Origin of the sequence: Mycobacterium sp. SP-6446, from assembly GCF_001954045.1 — a bacterium.
Lineage (GTDB): Bacteria > Actinomycetota > Actinomycetes > Mycobacteriales > Mycobacteriaceae > Mycobacterium.
Map to the genome: position 1 here is coordinate 1 of NZ_MBEM01000202.1, position 14,812 is coordinate 14,812.

Here is a 14,812-nt window from a genome sequence, read left to right on the forward strand (position 1 = left end):
AACGAATATGAGACGTATATTCTCTCTGTGATCGCGCAATGCGTGAAGGCAGAGATGCTGGCCGCCAGCTCATGGCGGGTCGCCGTGAACGCCGGAGCCGATTCGACGGATCGGCTCATGAGGCACTTGCGGTCGCTCGAGGAGACGCGCAGCGCTCTGCTGGAACGCATGCCGGCCAGCTTGAGTGCGCGGTTTGATCGGGCATGCGCGCAGTCGCCGTTGCCGGAGCCGATCATCGCGGCATTGCTCGGTGTCGGCAGCGACGAGATGTGGGACATCCGCAACCGCGGGGTCATCCCGGCAGGCGCACTCCCCCGCGTTCGAGCTTTCGCCGACGCGGTCGAGCCGACCAACCAGGGCGCGACCGACCAGGACACGGGTGAGGGGGAATCGTGATCGGAAGTGACATCGAGGCATTGACTCGTGCACACCAAATGTTTGCCGGCGGCACTCGGCGCGCGACGCTGGACGCCGGCATCGGCGATTACCGTAGATTGCTGTTGCGCAGTGCCGAGCTGAATAGTGGTGTGGCCCAAGCTGATTACCAGGTTTTAGCCGATCGCAGCAGGGAAGCATTGCTGTCGGCGGGGCGCACGGATGCCGCGGCGTCAGGCGTCATCGCGAATGCCCACCAGGACCGGGCACAGGCCCGCGAGCTGACCAAGAGTGTTCTCGACGAAGCCCGCGCCGACGCCGCGACCACCCCTATGACCCCGATGGCCCAGCGTGAGGCGATGCGGCGTCGTGCCGCGCGCCTGCGTGCGCAACGGGCGCACATCCTGTCGGCTCGCTTGCGCGCGCGACGGCATTCGCTTGCACTGCGGGCGCTGCGATACCGAATGCTCCACCACCGCGGTCCCGGGTTGGCCGGCCTGCGGCTGCCGTCGCCAAGCGGTCGTGCCGGAATCGCGGTGCGCGCCGCCTTGTCGCGACTGGGTCGGCCCTATGTCTGGGGCGCGACGGGCCCCAACCAGTTCGACTGCTCGGGCTTGGTCCAATGGGCGTACGCGCAGGCGGGGATTCACCTGGACCGCACTACGTACGAGCAGATCAACGACGGTATCCCCGTGCCCCGATCGCAGGTCCGGCCGGGTGACCTCGTCTTCCCCCATGCCGGACACGTACAACTGGCCATCGGCAACAACCTGGTTGTCGAGGCGCCCTACTCGGGTGCCTCGGTACGGATCAGCCCATTGGGCAGTAACGTTCAGATCCGCCGACCGATATGAGAAGCAGGACCACCCAGGTCGCCTGGGCAGATGAATAGGTTGAACCCATGTCGGAACCATCCGGGCCTTCGGTAGCCGCCATTCAGGCACGTCAGGCTGCACTGGCCGACCAACACGGCACGGTCGCTGAGGCCGACCGCGTGCTCACGGAAGTCCTTGCCAGCGCCCATGCAGCGATCCAGGAGAGCCTGCGGCGGCTTGACGCGATCGCCGACGAAATCGAACGCGCCGCCCCGGACCAGGACCACCTCGCCGTCGATACCCCGATGGGCGCCCGCGAGTTTCAGCGGTTCCTGGTCGCCAAGCAACGCGAAATCGTGGCGATCGTGGCAGACGCGCACGAGCTGGATCGCGCGAAAACTGCTGTCTTGGAAGGATTACGGGCGCAGTACGCCAGCTCTGCGGGCTAGCCCGATTCGCGCGATCCGTTCATCCACAGGCCCGCCGTGGTGAATTGTCGGCGACTTCGCGCCTGAGTACTGTCACCCGGCATGGAGGGGACGCGACACCGCCCGCACTGGGGCGCAGCGCTGTTCGCCTAGACGATGTCGACATATGACGAACTACTCGCCACGGTCAAACGTGTGCGCGACCGCACCGGCGATCCCAACGCCTGGCAGACCGGATTGACGCGAACCGAGTTGACTGCCGTGGTCACGCCAACCACACGATCGGAACAACTCGACGCGATCCTGTTCAAGATCCGACAGCAACACCCCGACCTGTTCGATGCGAGGACGCTGCCGGGTTCGCCGCCGGCGCCGTCGGACCGACAGCAGGGTGCCGCCGCCGAAGCCATCGCGGACGCCGAAGCCGCTCTAGCACACCAGAATTCGGCAAGCTCGCAGCTAGACTTGCAGGTGGTTTCGGCCATCATGAATGCGCACCTGATGACCGTCGAGGGCAGGGACGCGCTGACCAAATTGCAGCACGAGACCGAAGCGGCGGTGCAGACGCGATCGGATCTTGACACCCCGGCGGGCGCGCGTGATTTTCAGCGGTTTCTCATCGGCAAGCTCAGAGACATTCGGTCCGTGGTCGCGAATGCAAGTCTCGATGACACGTCGAAGTCAGCCTTGATGGCCGCGTGGACATCGTTGTACGACGCTTCCAAGGGTGGGCCGAGCAACCCCGGCGAGAGCCGGCCGGTGCCGGGCGCCCCCACGAGTGCACCCGTGCGCGGCGCTACCCAACAGTCCGCCGATGTTGCGGGCTGGGATCCACTATTGGATTCGTTGTTGGCTGACGATCCCGGTTCGCTGGGCGGGGATTCATCGGACCCGTATTCGACACCGGGCTCCACCGTGCCCGCGGCGCTGTCGGCGCCGGTTCCGCCGAGCATTCCCAACTTTGGCGCGGGTTCGCTGCCCGGCACGCCTGGCTCGCTGGCCGGTTGGAGTGGCCCGGGTGGGTTACCGCTTGTCGGGTCGCAGGAGCCGAGCGATCCGGGGCCGCGCGGTCTGGACGACAGCGGGTTGCTGGCGTCGGAAGAGTCCGACCCGACCGATCGCGACTCCGGCGAGGAGGCCGATACCCATAAGGACGGCGCGTCAACGGATGAACGCGATCCGCAGACCGCGGGTCCGACAACGGTCACTTTGCCCAATGGCGAGACGGTGACGGCGGCCAGCCCGCAGCTGGCCGCGGCGATCAAGGCCGCGGTTGGCGGAGCACCGATTGCGGATGCATTCCACCAGCAAGGAATTACCATTCCCCCACCGGGAACGGCGGTAACCAACCCGATCGAGCCGCTGCAGCTCGCACCGGGTGATATCGGGATGTTCACCGATCGCCACGCGCTTGCCCTGGGCCACGATAAAGCCCTTCTCGACGGGCAGATTCAGCACATCGCCTCCGTAAGCGGGCCGAGCTTTCTAGGCTGGGAGCATCCGCCGGTGGCGGCCGCGACCGCGCCGGCTACGACCGACACACCGGCACCCACCCGCCCGGCGGGGACGGCGACTACCTGACAATAGTGATCTCGCCGCTCTCACCGGCGGCGCATGAAGAGGAGACAGCGGATGGCAGATCGAATCCATGTGGTGCCCGCACATTTGCGCGATGCCGCCGCGCATCATCAGGACACCTCCGAGTACTTGCGCACCGTTCCGTCATCGCACCCCGCAATCCAGGAGAGCCTGGACTCGCTGGGGCCCATCTTCAGCGAAATGCGCGACGCCGGACGCGAGCTGCTCGAGCTAAGGCGCCAGTGCTACGAGCAACAGGCCAACGATCACGCCGACATGGCGCACAAACTGAATACCTCGGCGGCGGTCTGGGACCAGCACGAGGAAGATGCGGCCGGAAAGCTCGGCGGCATAGTCGACGGCGGTCGATGACCGACGCCAATCCCGCTTTCGACACGGTTCACCCCAGCGGACACATCCTTGTCCGCTCTTGCCGCGGCGGATATATGCACAGCGTCGCGTTGAGCGAAGAGGCAATGGATACCGACGCCCAAACCCTGGCAAAGGGCATTCTTTTGACCGCGGATGTGTCGTGTTTGAAAGCGTTGCTGGAAGTTCGCGACGAAATCGTGGCCGCCGGGCACACGCCGTCGACGGCCGTGCCTACCCCGCACGATCTCGATGCGGCGATTGAGAAACTGTTGGCGCACAAGCTGCGCCGGCGAGATGACGCGGGTTAGGCCGACAGCTAGATGACCCAGGTCTTGGCGATGTCGGGATCGGGAGCGATGTCGGTCGGCGGCTCGATGGGGTTGGCGCCGAACAACTCTCGCGCGCGGCTCAGCAGAGCGCGGACTTCGTCGAGTTGCTGCTGCAGCGCAGAATCAGCCATGCCCTCACGGTACTCAGGCCCTCGGATCTGCACAATTCACCTTCCGAATAAACGATCTGCCGAATGCCGGTAGGCTTAGCCCGTGGCCATCTTCGGTCGGATAGCGGCGCGTCAGCGCCTCCGGAGAGCTACCCGGGAATCATTGGAGATTCCGGCCTTCAGCTCTCAGATCGACTGCACCCCTTGGGTGACAGGCGGGCTTTGGCCTGCCGAACTGTCGACGATTACCGGCGAAACAGCCGCGCTCGCAGACTATCTCAGGGCTGACCTGCAGCGGATTACCCGTACTGCGAACGACGAGCTCAAGGTCATCAAGCGGGCCGACATGACCGATTCCGCACGGGAGGCGGAAGAGGCCCGCGTCATCGACGAAGCTCGTGCCCACGCCCAGCGCCGAGTCGAATCGACGCTTCGTCATGTGCGCGCGATGCGCGCCGAGATGCTCGCGGGCCACCGGCGCCCGCAGGTCAGACAACGTGTGACCAGGAGGGACATCCACGAGACGCAAGTCATACCCGCAGTTAGGGATGTGGAGCCCGCCGTTGCCGCACCCTCGGATGCCGCACCGGCGCCGGCGGAGCCAGCCGAGGGCGACCGCCACGAGGCGCCCACAGCTCCCCCGGTAGCGGCTGCTCCGCCAGCCGATGATCGCGACGAACCCCAGGTTTCGGCGGCTCGGCATCGGGCGCCCGACGATGACGACGCCGTCACGACCGTTGTTGCGCCGGAGTCGACGACCGAAGAGGCTCCGGACGTGACGGCGGCCGAACAGGCTACGGAAACCGAAGCCGCGGAGGCTGAAGCCGCGGGGAGCGCCGAGGCCGAGAAGACCGAAGAAGCCGCCGAGGCGGCCGAGGCCGAGGTGGCGGTGGAACGCGAGGACGCCGCCCAGGTCATGGAGGCCATCGCGCCCGAGGCCCGCGAGGCGGAGACCGCAGAGCTGCAGATCGTGGAGCCAGAGTCGGTGGAGCCGGACGTCGCGTCTTTGGCGGAAGAGTTAGAAGCGCCACGCGAAGCGGAGCCTGTGCAGGCTGAGACCGCAAAGCTGCCGATCGCGGAGCCCGAGCCCGTGGAGGCACAGACCGCGGAGCTGCCGATCGTGGAGCTCGAGCCCGCCGAGGCAGAGCCCGCGGAGCCAGAGCCCGCGGAGCCGGAGCCGCCGGAGGCGGTGGAGGCCCCTGCAACGGTCGAGACCCCGGAGGCGCCGGAACCCCCGCAGGCCCCGGCGGCCATTGAGGCCCCCGCTGTGGCCGAATCCGACGACGAACGATTGCAGCGGCTCCTCGCGTTCGTTGTCCACCAAGAACCACAGTTGAACTGGGCGGTCGGCGATCTCGCGGACGGGACGACGCTATTGGTCACCGACCTTGCGCACGGGTGGATCCCGTCGGGCATCACGCTTCCGGCAGGCGTTAGGTTGTTGGAGCCCCGGCGTCGCCGCGGCAAAGTCTCCGCGCTGCTCGACGAGGCGACGCGAATGGCGACCTACGCCCCCGGCGATTTCATAGGCCGCCCGGACGACGTCGCCGCGACGGAATCCTCGGTGCAGCCCCGCGAGCTGCCGCCGGTCGACGATCTGGGATGGGAACTGGGTCGGGCTACGCATTGGCGCGACGGGTTGCCGCGGTTGGTGCACACGTTGGCCAAGGCCGCCGCGGCGGGTACCGGCGTCGTAGAAGAAGAAGTCGACCTGCTGCGCGTGCACCTCGACACCGCCCGCTACCAGCTCCTGGGCCAGTATCCGGATATCCCACCCGCGCTGTTACTCAACTGTTTGTTGTTGGCCGCGACCGAAAGCCTCGTCGCGCGGGACGCGGTATCGGCGAACTATCACTTCGCCTGGTTTCAGAAGCTCGACGCGCCGCCGGCGAGTCAGTGGACAACCAAGCCGTGAAGGTCCGGCCGCGTCGTGGCCGCCCCCAAATCATGAATTGACGCTGGTTGGAGGGGTCGACGATACTGTCAACGTGTCGGGATCGGGCAGTCGCGCGAATCTGAGCGACAAGGATCTCGTCGAATCGGTTTTGCGGGACCTGAGCGAGGCTGCCGACAAGTGGGAAGCGCTTGTCGCGCAGGCCGAGACAGTCACGTACAGCGTGGACTTGGGCGATATCCGCGCCGTTGCAAACTCCGACGGCAGATTGCTCGAGTTGACTCTGCATCCGGGCGTGATGACCGGCTACGCCCACGGAGAATTGGCCGACAGGTTGAACCTCGCGATCGCGGCCCTCCGCGAAGAGGCCGAAACCGAGAACCGGGAAAGGTATGGGGGCCAGTTGCAGTGATGTCGGTGTCGATGCAGCAGATCCGCATCGACCGCCGAAAGGAGAATGACCGTGCCACTCAATCTGTCCAATCGGGACCAGAATTCGGGGCACCTTTTTTACAACCGGCGATTGCGTGCCGCGATCACCAGGTTCTCAGTGCGGATGAAGCACGACGATCGCAAACAGCAAGCGGCGGTGGCGCTGTCGATCGTGCTCGTCCTCATCGGCCTCGGCTGGATGGCGCTCCTCCACGTCATGAAGCCCGCGGGTTTGGTCGGCCAGTCCGCCATCATCGGTGACCGTGACACCGGCGCGGTCTACGCGAAGATCAACGGACGCCTCTACCCCGCGCTCAACCTGACCTCCGCGCGGCTCGCGATCGGCAACGCGAGCGCGCCCACCTGGGTCAAGGCGAGCGAGATCGCGAAGTACCCGACGGGCCCCATCATCGGGATTCCCGGTGCGCCGGACAGCCTGCCCATCACGGCGAGTGCCGTATCGGCATGGTCGGTGTGCGACACCGCCGCTACGCGAGGCAGCGGAACCGCTCCGGTGGTGACCTCCATCGCCGGCCAGCTCTCGCCGTTCGGCCGGTCGACGGCCATGGGCCCGACGCAGGCCATCCTCGCGACCCACAAGGGCGCGACCTATGTGATCTGGAAAGGCCAGCGATCCCGCATCGACCCGACCGACCGATCGGTGACGTTCAACCTCGGCCTTGACCCCGGCGTGACGTATCCGATCGAAATCTCGAATGCACTTTTCGATGCGATGCCCTCGACGGAACCTCTGGTGTTGCCCGCGATTCCGGGCCAAGGCACACCGTCTCGGTGGCTACCGGGCTCCCCAGTGGGCAGCGTGCTGGAAACCCGCGACGCCAGCGGCACCGTCAACGGTTTCTATGTGCTGTTGCCGGCCGGCGTCCAAAAGATCACCAGTTTCGTCGCGGACTTGTTGCGCACCGCCAATTCGGAGGGTTCGACGACACCGATCCTGATCGGGCCGGACAAGCTGATCCAGATCCCGGTGGTCGACGTGCTCGACGTCGACTACTACCCGTCGGGAAAGATGGAATTCATTGACACCTCGGCCAACCCGGTGACGTGCGTCGGATGGGAGAAGCAGCCGGGCGACCCGCAGGCCAGGATCACCGTCTTCAGCGGGCGGGGATTGCCGGTCTCGATCGCCATGGACGATCGCATCGTCCATCTGGTCCGCGACGACCGCGACCCCAATTCACCTGAGGCACAACAGACATTGATGCTGCCGGGTGCGGCAAACTTCGTCACGACGACAAGCGGCGTCAGCACCTCCGACAGCCGGGAAAGCCTGTACTGGCTTTCACCGCAAGGTGTTCGGTATGGGATCCAATCGGATCAGCGCACACTGAAGGCACTGGGGATGGATCCACGCCTGGCCGTCCAAGCGCCCTGGCCGATAGTGCGTACATTCGCGCCCGGGCCGGCGATCAGTCGCGATGCCGCGCTGGTGTCCCGCGACGCGGTGTCCGGAGGCGGAGCCGTGGCGCCCATTCCCGATTCCAACGATCAGGCAAGCGGGGGTTAAGCAATGTCCAAACGAGGTTTCGTTAGGGGCAGGCGCAAGCCGCCACCGAGCGTTCCGCCCGTCCGGGTGGCCGTCGCCGCGCCGCTGGCGCTGCCCGAGCGGGAGCCGCGCAACATCCTGCTGATGATCGCGCTACCCGCGCTGCTGGTTGGGATCGTCGGCACGTTGGTGGTGATGTACGCCTCGGGGATTCGATCGTTGCAGTCGGGGTTCTTCCCGATGATCGGTCTCGTCGGCTTCGGGACCCTGATGTTCAGCGGGCGCTTCGGCCGAGGTCGCCGAATCAGTTGGGGGGAGCAGGAAAAGGCACGCCGCAGCTATCTACGCCAACTGGACGAAGACCGCGAGGAAGTCCAGCGCGCCGCTCAGGAACAGCGGCGCAGCCAGCTTTTCGTGCACGGTGATCCACAGAAACTGGACACCGTCATCGGCGGTCCGCGGATGTGGGAACGGCGCGTGGCCGACGCGGATTTCCTCGACGTCCGCCTGGGCATCGGCGTGCAGCAAGCCAGCGAATCGGCGGTGTCACTGCAGTGGCCTGACGTGCCCGTCGGGGAAGAGCTCGAACCGGTAACCGGCGGCGCGCTAAGGGATTTCATCCTCGAACAGAGCAAAATTCGCGGAATCGGCAAGGTGCTGAGCCTGCGGGCGAAACCCGGATTCAGCTTCATCGGCGACGACCCGGGCGAATTGCATAGTTTCGCGCGCGCGATCCTGTGCTCCCTGGCCGTCTACCACGGCCCCAACGATCTGAAGCTGATGGTGGTCACCCGTCATCCCGAGCTGTGGTCGTGGATCGTGTGGCTCCCGCACAACCAGCACGACGAGATGTTCGACGCGTGCGGACTGCGCCGGTTGGTGTTCGCGTCACCGACCGAACTGGAAGAGGCACTCGACTCCGAACTGCACCGCAAGGGCCGCGGACCGTGGGCGCCACCGGTGGGAACCAGCCCCACGTCAATGCCGTCGCCGATGGAGTCGGCCCCTGGGCTGGCGCTAGGCCCGCACTGGGTGATCGTCGACGACAACGTCGGCACGCCCGAGCAATGGGAGGGCGTGACCGGACAGAAGGGCATGGCCGGCATCACCGTGTTGCGGCTGGCGACGCGGCCGGGCGTCGGCGTCGGGTTCACCGACGACAGCGAGCGTTTCGGCCTGCACGAGGGCAGGCTCACGCACCGCGGCACCTTCTATGCGGTCGCGGATATGCTCGCCGAGAGCACCGCCAATCGATACGCGCGAGCGCTCGCCCGCTGGTCTCCGATGACCGCCGGGGAATTGTCGGAGACCGACAGCCAGGGCGGCGAATTGCTGCGGGCGCTGGGCATCAGCGATCCGCGCGAGTTGGACGTCGACAGGCTTTGGGCCGAAAGCCGCGGCCGCGGCGACCACAAGTGGGCGATGGTGCCCGTCGGCGTCAAGCAGGGCGGCGAGCTGCAATACATCATCCTGCGTGCCAAAGACTTTGGTGGCTTCGGGTTTCACTCCGTCGTGATCGGAACGTCGGGCTCGGGCAAGTCGGAGTACTTCCTGTCCCTGTGCAGCGGGATCGCGCTGACACATTCGCCGGAAACGTTCATCGTGATCTTCGTCGACATGAAGTTCGAGTCGGCGGCCCAGGACCTACAGGGCTTTCCACACGTGGCGGGTTCGTTGTCCAACCTCGGCAAGGATGACCGTCATCTGGCTGAGCGCATGCGCAAGGCGATCAACGGCGAAATCGCCAGGCGTTACCGCCTTTTCAAGGAAGCCGGCGCGCGTGACGCCAACGAGTACGAGGAGATGCGCCTCGCCGGCCGCGACCTGGAGCCGGTCCCGATCCTGTTGGTGATCATCGACGAATACCTCGAGTTGTTCATTCATCATCCCGAGTGGATTGATCTGGTCATCCACATCGGCCAGGAGGGTCGCGGCTGTAACGTCTTCTTCACTCTCGGCGGCCAGCGATTGGATCTGTCGTCGCTCAGTAAAGCCAAGAGCAACATCGCCTTCCGCGTAGCGCTGCGCGCCGAAACCGCGGAAGATTCCCGTGACGTGATCGGTAGCGATGCGGCGCTGCATCTTCCGTCGAAAGAGAACGGGTACGCCCTACTCAAGGTGGGGCCCCGCGACCTGGAGCAGTTCCGGTGCTTCTACGTGTCGGCACCGTTCGTGGTGCCCAAGCGCGTGGTCAACGTGAATAAGACTGTGGACGTTAGCTTTTCCCAACCCCGCGCCCTTACCTGGGCATACCAGCCTCTCAGCGAAGCGGACAGCGCAGCCTTAGCCGTCGCCGACGAGCCCGAGGAGCCCGACGAGTTCCTCTTTCACCCCGACGGATTCCGCAAAAAGAAGCTCGTCGACGTCATCCGGGAGTCGCTGACCTCCCATCCCGCACGTCCCCCGCACCAAATCTGGCTTCCGCCTTTGGAAATCAGCGAGCCGATCGATGCGCTCGTGGCGCGCTGGCGCGGTAAGCCATGGCACGTCGACTACGGCGAGAACACCGGACTTGTCTTCCCGGTCGGCATTGTGGACATTCCCGAAGAGCACGATCAGAGGGTCCACGTCATCGACGCCGAGATGGACAACGTCATGGTGGTCGCGACAGCTCAGCGCGGCAAGTCCACCACGCTGATGACTTTGATGGCCTCGGCGGCGCTGATGTATCGGCCCGAACGGGTCACGTTCTTCGGCATCGGGGCGTCGCTTTACCCGGTCGAAGACCTGCCGCACGTGGCGTCGGTCGTCAGCCAAACGGACACCGAGGGCGTGTCGCGGACCATCGCCTCGATCGAGGGATTGATCCTGGGCCGCGAGGCGTCGTTCAAGCAGTACCAAATCGACATCTCCGAATTTCGGGAACGGCGATTCGGCACCGATGCGGCGGGAGCCGGCACCGATCCCGACGACAAGTTCGGCGATGTGTTCCTTGTCGTCGACAACTTCAGCGACCTCTACGAGAAGGATCCCTCGATCGGAGACCGCCTCATTGGGATCGCGCGCCAGGGCTTGTCCTACGGCGTCCACGTCATGACTAGCGCCACGGCGTGGTTGGTGGGCCAAAAGCAGGGCCTGGTCAACGTGTCGAACGCGCGCATCCAGCTCCGGTTGAGCAACCCGGACGAGACGCAGATGGGTGAGGGCTTCGAGCGCAGAAAGGCCGCTCGCAACACGCTGGACCGGCCGGGCTTCGGCGTCACCCGGCAGGGCCACGAGCTGCTCGTCGGGATGCCGGAGCTCACGTCGGCCACCGGCGAACGAATTGCGACGCGTTCGATGGGCGCGGTCATTGCCGAAGTGACCGGTGCGGGCAGGCTGGAGAGGTTGGCGCGACTTCCCGAGCGGGTTGAGCTCGGCCAGATTCTCGGCGCGTTCGCGGCTACCGCCGAGGCGGCCGACCCGCTCAACGTCCCCTTTGCGATTGGCGAAAGCGCTTTGCAGCCAGTGGTTTTGCCGGCGCGAACGGTGCCGAACATGCTCGTCTTGGGCCGGCAGCTGTGCGGGAAGACCACCACGTTGGCGGCGTTCGGCCAGGCGATCATGAGCCGGTTCGATCCCGAGCAGGCACAGATCACCATCATCGATCCCAAGACGTCGCTCATCGGCAAGATCCGCGGCCCGCACGTGCGCGCCTATGCCTACACGGCTGAGGACGTCGACGAGGTGATAGAGGGGTTGGCCGCGATCATGCGCGATCGCCTGCCCCCGTCGGGTCTGAGCCAGGAGGAGTTGCTCAGCCGCAGCACGTGGGAGGGTCCGCACCACTTCGTCCTGATCGACGACGAGCAGGAGCTGCGGCCGCACGGAATCATCGGAAAGAACGCGGCGACGGCGCCCTTGTGGGGATTGATCGAGCGCAGCCGGGAGATCGGGCTGCACGTGATCGCCTCGCGCCTGCCAGGCAACTGGGCCGGGATCTCGGTGACCAATCCGTTCCTGCAGAAGCTGACCAGTTCGCGGGCACCCACCTTGTTCATGGACAACGACCCGGCGGCGGTCAAAGTGTTCGGCCGGGTCAGCGCCCAGCAACTTCCCCCCGGGCGTGGCCTGCTGGTCACGACCGACGGGGCGATGGAAGGGGTGCTGGTAGGAGTCCCGGAATAGCGTGATCCGAACGGGGCGGTCGGTCGCTCCAGTAAATGCCGTGGCGAGGGTGAGTCGACACCCACCTGCGACCAACTTAGAATCAGGCAATTCCGCCGATTTCTCAGCGGACACAACTTACCTGGTGGGAAGCTCGAACGTAGGGGGTATGACCCCGACGGGTGAACCGGGCAATGAGAGCACGGAGGCAAAAAAATGAGTGGACTGTATGAAATGGTTCCGGGTGCCGTTAACTTGTCGTCGGCGGCGGAGGCCGGCATCAGCGAGGAGATGGCTGCCACGACGGCTGCCGGCGCTGCCGCGCTCACCGGGGTGACGCCGATGGCCCCGGATGCCGATTCCGCGGAGTTCGCGGCGGCGCTGAACGCCGCCGGCGCGGCCTACCTGACCACCGCGGGCGAGCATGTCGCGCAGCGGGCCGGCTTCTCAGGCGCGCAAGGCCTGGCTGGCGCCGTCGGCCCCGCGGTTGACGCGATCGACGCCCTACAGCTCTAAACAGCCAATATGGCCGACCCCAGGTTCAACGGCCCTCCTGAGCTGGTGGCGCTGATCTTCGAGGCGGGCAACCCGGCATCGGTGGTCGCCAACAACGCGGTCTGGCTCACCGAGACCACGAACAAGGAACTCGCCGCCGGCCTTTCGACGGTCAACGCGATGGCCACGGCCGCGAGCTGGCAGGGTGTCGGCGCCCTTGCCTCGTTGGTGACGAACACCGGGCTCAACGCCGGATTGCACACACTCGTGGGCTGGACGGCGCACAAGATCGGCATTACGCAGTCCGCCGTGGAGGCCTTTACGATCGCGCGGTCGACGGTAATCCCGTCGGTGATACCTATAACCAACCGCAGGGAAACAGAGGCGTTGATCGCCACGAACTTTTTCGGTCAAAACACTCCGGGAATCCTCGAACGAATCGCGGAGTATCACGGGCATCACTGGCCGCACAATTCGAGTGTGGGCTGGGCTTACTCCGCTGCGCTGAGCGTGTTGACCGCCGCATTGGCCGTGCCGCCGCCCGTCGCGCCAATGGGGGCGTCCCCGGCCGCCCCGGCGGCGGCGGCTGAGTCGGTCGCCCAAGCGGCGGCGCAGACCGGTATGAACGGCGCTGTACAGGCAGCGAATCAGACCGGCCAGACTGCGGGGCAGGCGGGCTCGGCGCCTGCCGAGGCGGGCAGCTCGATGAGTTCGCTGATGCAGCAGCCCATGTCGATGGTGTCCGGGTTGATGCAACCGCTGCAGGATGCGTTCAAGGCCCCGATGGAGGCGGTTCAGAGCTTCGGCAGCATGCCGCAAGGGCTCATGTCTTCAATGACGGGGATGTTCTCGGCGGCCGGGGCGCCCAATGCGGCTTCGGCCGGTGCGCTTGCGGAACCCGTGCTGGCGGGTGCCGGAGGTGCGGGCGGAGCCGGTGCCGCTGGCGTTGGCGGCGTCGGCGGTGGAGTCGGCGGGTTCCCTGGTACCGCACTTACCAGCTACACGCGGCCCACCAGCAGTTTCGAGCCGGAGACCGGCGGCAGGCCGACCAGCCTGCGGGCGGGCGTGCTCAACGCCGCCGAGGTGCGCGGTCCCACCGCCTCAACCGGGATGGGCGGTAGCGCGATGCCGATGTCGCCTGCGGGCATGCTGGCCCGTGGCGCCGGAGGCGAGTCTGACAAGGACGCCGCCGTGACGCGAGCCCGCGTCGTGGTCGGCGGCGATCCGAGCGATCCGCAGGACGCGTAAGTCGCTAGCCGCTCAGCGACCGGGACCCGGTGGGCATCAACCCGGACCTCCGCGCACAAAGACAGGTGGGTCCTTGCTGACATCCCAGATGGAATCGAAGATGTTTTTGGTGTCGTCAGGATTTTGAGAAGTCCAGAACCCTGTTCCGGTCACGTGAACCTGCATGGTCAACGGGTCGAAGTTGTAGGCCATGTTGGTAAAGCGACCAGGTGTCGGAGATATCTGCTTAGCGGGCATGGGGCTCCAGCCGAGTTGATGCGGGCAGCTCGGATCCGGAGGATCACCGGCATAGCAACGCCGGACCCGGGCCTCTATCGCGGCATTCAGGCTTTGCCGACCCGCGTCATTAAGGGCGGCAGTGAGCCGTACCGTGGGAGCGGGCGCGTCAGCCGCCAGTGCGTCAAGGAGTACTGGTAGTGGCGGTGAGGTGATATCCACGAGCCGGTTGGTCGACGAAAACTGAAGCATTCCAGGAAAAACGATGATCGGGTTTACACCGTTGGTTGGAACACCCCAGACCGCAACAGCTTTCAACGACTCGTTTTGTGCACCCGCGGGGCCGAGCGGCACAGCGACGGTTGCACTATCGAGGCGCCATTGGCCCGCTCTCTTGCGCAACCAAACGCTCGCTTGCGACAAAGCATCGCCGAATTGCGCTGCGATGATTACCCGTTGGGCGTCGGGAGTTGTCGCGCGGTCGGTGTCCGGGCTGTCCGCCATCATGCCGGTAATCGGTGCCCCGGCGATCTCGTGCTGCAAAACCGCATCCGTGAGGAATTGCGTAGAGCTTGGCTGGGGTGCGGCTGACGCTAGTACCGCCGACGCATGGCCTTGTGCCAGCGCCTCTAAGTAGTGCTGTGCCGCCAGGCGGGCGCCTCGGCGCGCATCTTCTGCGACTTGACCACTGTCGGCGGAGTTGATCTTGGGGAACACGATCGCTGCCATTCCACCAATAACCAGTACCGCACAAACGCTTAACGCGGCAAGGAGCCGTCTACTCCGCAGTCGGGTATGGCGTAGCACGTGCGCGGCGGGTGACCTCTGTGCGGCCGGAGAACCAACTCGCGCTGGCAGTGTTAGCTCGGCGTTCGTTGCTCGAATGCCCGTGTGACCGCCGAGGCTTTGACCTAAGGCGTCGGCGAA

General features: G+C 65.6%; 13 protein-coding genes and 2 pseudogenes. 13 read left to right on the forward strand and 2 right to left on the reverse strand.

Annotated elements, in window-relative coordinates; genetic code table 11:
* The 6 genes and pseudogenes from A5736_RS17955 to A5736_RS17980 all read left to right on the forward strand — a co-directional run.
* Positions 1 to 396, forward strand: a pseudogene (locus A5736_RS17955) (transcriptional regulator); the annotation flags it as partial.
* Complete coding sequence (locus tag A5736_RS17960) at positions 393 to 1,229, forward strand: C40 family peptidase (RefSeq protein ID WP_139333402.1); 837 nt, start codon at positions 393 to 395, stop codon at positions 1,227 to 1,229. The pseudogene A5736_RS17955 and the gene A5736_RS17960, both read left to right, overlap by 4 nt.
* 47 nt (positions 1,230 to 1,276) lie before the next feature.
* A complete protein-coding gene (locus A5736_RS17965; RefSeq protein WP_076247742.1) occupies positions 1,277 to 1,639 on the forward strand; it encodes a DUF4226 domain-containing protein in 363 nt (120 codons plus the stop codon).
* A gap of 135 nt (positions 1,640 to 1,774) precedes the next feature.
* Positions 1,775 to 3,199 (forward strand): DUF4226 domain-containing protein, encoded by a 1,425-nt coding sequence (locus A5736_RS17970; protein ID WP_076247744.1) that lies wholly within the window; start codon positions 1,775 to 1,777, stop codon positions 3,197 to 3,199.
* 51 nt (positions 3,200 to 3,250) lie between these two features.
* Positions 3,251 to 3,568, forward strand: coding sequence for an ESX-1 secretion-associated protein (locus tag A5736_RS17975; protein ID WP_076247746.1), 318 nt, complete (start codon positions 3,251 to 3,253; stop codon positions 3,566 to 3,568).
* The gene (locus A5736_RS17980) at positions 3,565 to 3,876 is read left to right on the forward strand and encodes a DUF2694 family protein (protein ID WP_076059975.1); all 312 of its coding nucleotides are present in this window, start codon (positions 3,565 to 3,567) and stop codon (positions 3,874 to 3,876) included. The genes A5736_RS17975 and A5736_RS17980 overlap by 4 nt, the downstream gene beginning before the upstream one ends.
* An 8-nt stretch (positions 3,877 to 3,884) precedes the next feature.
* Here the strand turns inward: A5736_RS17980 and A5736_RS26430 are convergent, their stop codons facing one another.
* A complete protein-coding gene (locus A5736_RS26430; protein WP_175611321.1) occupies positions 3,885 to 4,028 on the reverse strand; it encodes a hypothetical protein in 144 nt (47 codons plus the stop codon).
* A gap of 82 nt (positions 4,029 to 4,110) precedes the next feature.
* Here A5736_RS26430 and A5736_RS27265 point away from each other — a divergent pair.
* From A5736_RS27265 to A5736_RS18010, 7 genes and pseudogenes are all read left to right on the forward strand, one after another.
* A pseudogene (locus A5736_RS27265) lies at positions 4,111 to 4,444 on the forward strand (hypothetical protein); the annotation flags it as partial.
* 479 nt (positions 4,445 to 4,923) lie between these two features.
* On the forward strand, positions 4,924 to 5,922 hold the full coding sequence (locus A5736_RS27270; protein ID WP_371328394.1) for a DUF5631 domain-containing protein: 999 nt from the start codon (positions 4,924 to 4,926) through the stop codon (positions 5,920 to 5,922).
* Positions 5,923 to 5,995: 73 nt separating this feature from the next.
* Positions 5,996 to 6,313, forward strand: coding sequence for a DUF2710 family protein (locus A5736_RS17990; RefSeq protein WP_076059972.1), 318 nt, complete (start codon positions 5,996 to 5,998; stop codon positions 6,311 to 6,313).
* Between the two features lie 51 nt (positions 6,314 to 6,364).
* Positions 6,365 to 7,861 (forward strand): type VII secretion protein EccB, encoded by a 1,497-nt coding sequence (eccB, locus tag A5736_RS17995; protein WP_076247753.1) that lies wholly within the window; start codon positions 6,365 to 6,367, stop codon positions 7,859 to 7,861.
* A 3-nt stretch (positions 7,862 to 7,864) separates the two neighbouring features.
* Positions 7,865 to 11,947, forward strand: coding sequence for a type VII secretion protein EccCa (eccCa, locus tag A5736_RS18000; protein ID WP_076247749.1), 4,083 nt, complete (start codon positions 7,865 to 7,867; stop codon positions 11,945 to 11,947).
* 195 nt (positions 11,948 to 12,142) lie between these two features.
* The gene (locus tag A5736_RS18005) at positions 12,143 to 12,442 is read left to right on the forward strand and encodes a PE family protein (protein ID WP_240563000.1); all 300 of its coding nucleotides are present in this window, start codon (positions 12,143 to 12,145) and stop codon (positions 12,440 to 12,442) included.
* A 9-nt stretch (positions 12,443 to 12,451) separates the two neighbouring features.
* Positions 12,452 to 13,669, forward strand: a complete 1,218-nt coding sequence (locus tag A5736_RS18010) for a PPE domain-containing protein (protein WP_076247751.1) — start codon at positions 12,452 to 12,454, stop codon at positions 13,667 to 13,669.
* A 36-nt stretch (positions 13,670 to 13,705) separates the two neighbouring features.
* Here A5736_RS18010 and A5736_RS26080 read toward each other — a convergent pair whose 3' ends face one another.
* The gene (locus tag A5736_RS26080; protein ID WP_139333403.1) at positions 13,706 to 14,614 is read right to left on the reverse strand and encodes a hypothetical protein; all 909 of its coding nucleotides are present in this window, start codon (positions 14,612 to 14,614) and stop codon (positions 13,706 to 13,708) included.
* Between the last annotated feature and the right edge of the window lie 198 nt (positions 14,615 to 14,812).

Excerpts from the sequence above, each read along its gene's own strand:
- A5736_RS18010 (WP_076247751.1), top strand. The coding sequence starts at position 12,452 with ATGGCCGACCCCAGGTTCAACGGCCCTCCTGAGCTGGTGGCGCTGATC.
- A5736_RS27270 (WP_371328394.1), top strand. The coding sequence starts at position 4,924 with ATGGAGGCCATCGCGCCCGAGGCCCGCGAGGCGGAGACCGCAGAGCTG.
- A5736_RS17975 (WP_076247746.1), top strand. The coding sequence starts at position 3,251 with ATGGCAGATCGAATCCATGTGGTGCCCGCACATTTGCGCGATGCCGCC.
- A5736_RS17965 (WP_076247742.1), top strand. The coding sequence starts at position 1,277 with ATGTCGGAACCATCCGGGCCTTCGGTAGCCGCCATTCAGGCACGTCAG.
- eccCa (WP_076247749.1), top strand. The coding sequence starts at position 7,865 with ATGTCCAAACGAGGTTTCGTTAGGGGCAGGCGCAAGCCGCCACCGAGC.
- A5736_RS17980 (WP_076059975.1), top strand. The coding sequence starts at position 3,565 with ATGACCGACGCCAATCCCGCTTTCGACACGGTTCACCCCAGCGGACAC.
- A5736_RS26080 (WP_139333403.1), bottom strand. The coding sequence starts at position 14,614 with ATGGCAGCGATCGTGTTCCCCAAGATCAACTCCGCCGACAGTGGTCAA.
- A5736_RS17970 (WP_076247744.1), top strand. The coding sequence starts at position 1,775 with ATGTCGACATATGACGAACTACTCGCCACGGTCAAACGTGTGCGCGAC.
- A5736_RS26430 (WP_175611321.1), bottom strand. The coding sequence starts at position 4,028 with ATGGCTGATTCTGCGCTGCAGCAGCAACTCGACGAAGTCCGCGCTCTG.
- A5736_RS18005 (WP_240563000.1), top strand. The coding sequence starts at position 12,143 with ATGAGTGGACTGTATGAAATGGTTCCGGGTGCCGTTAACTTGTCGTCG.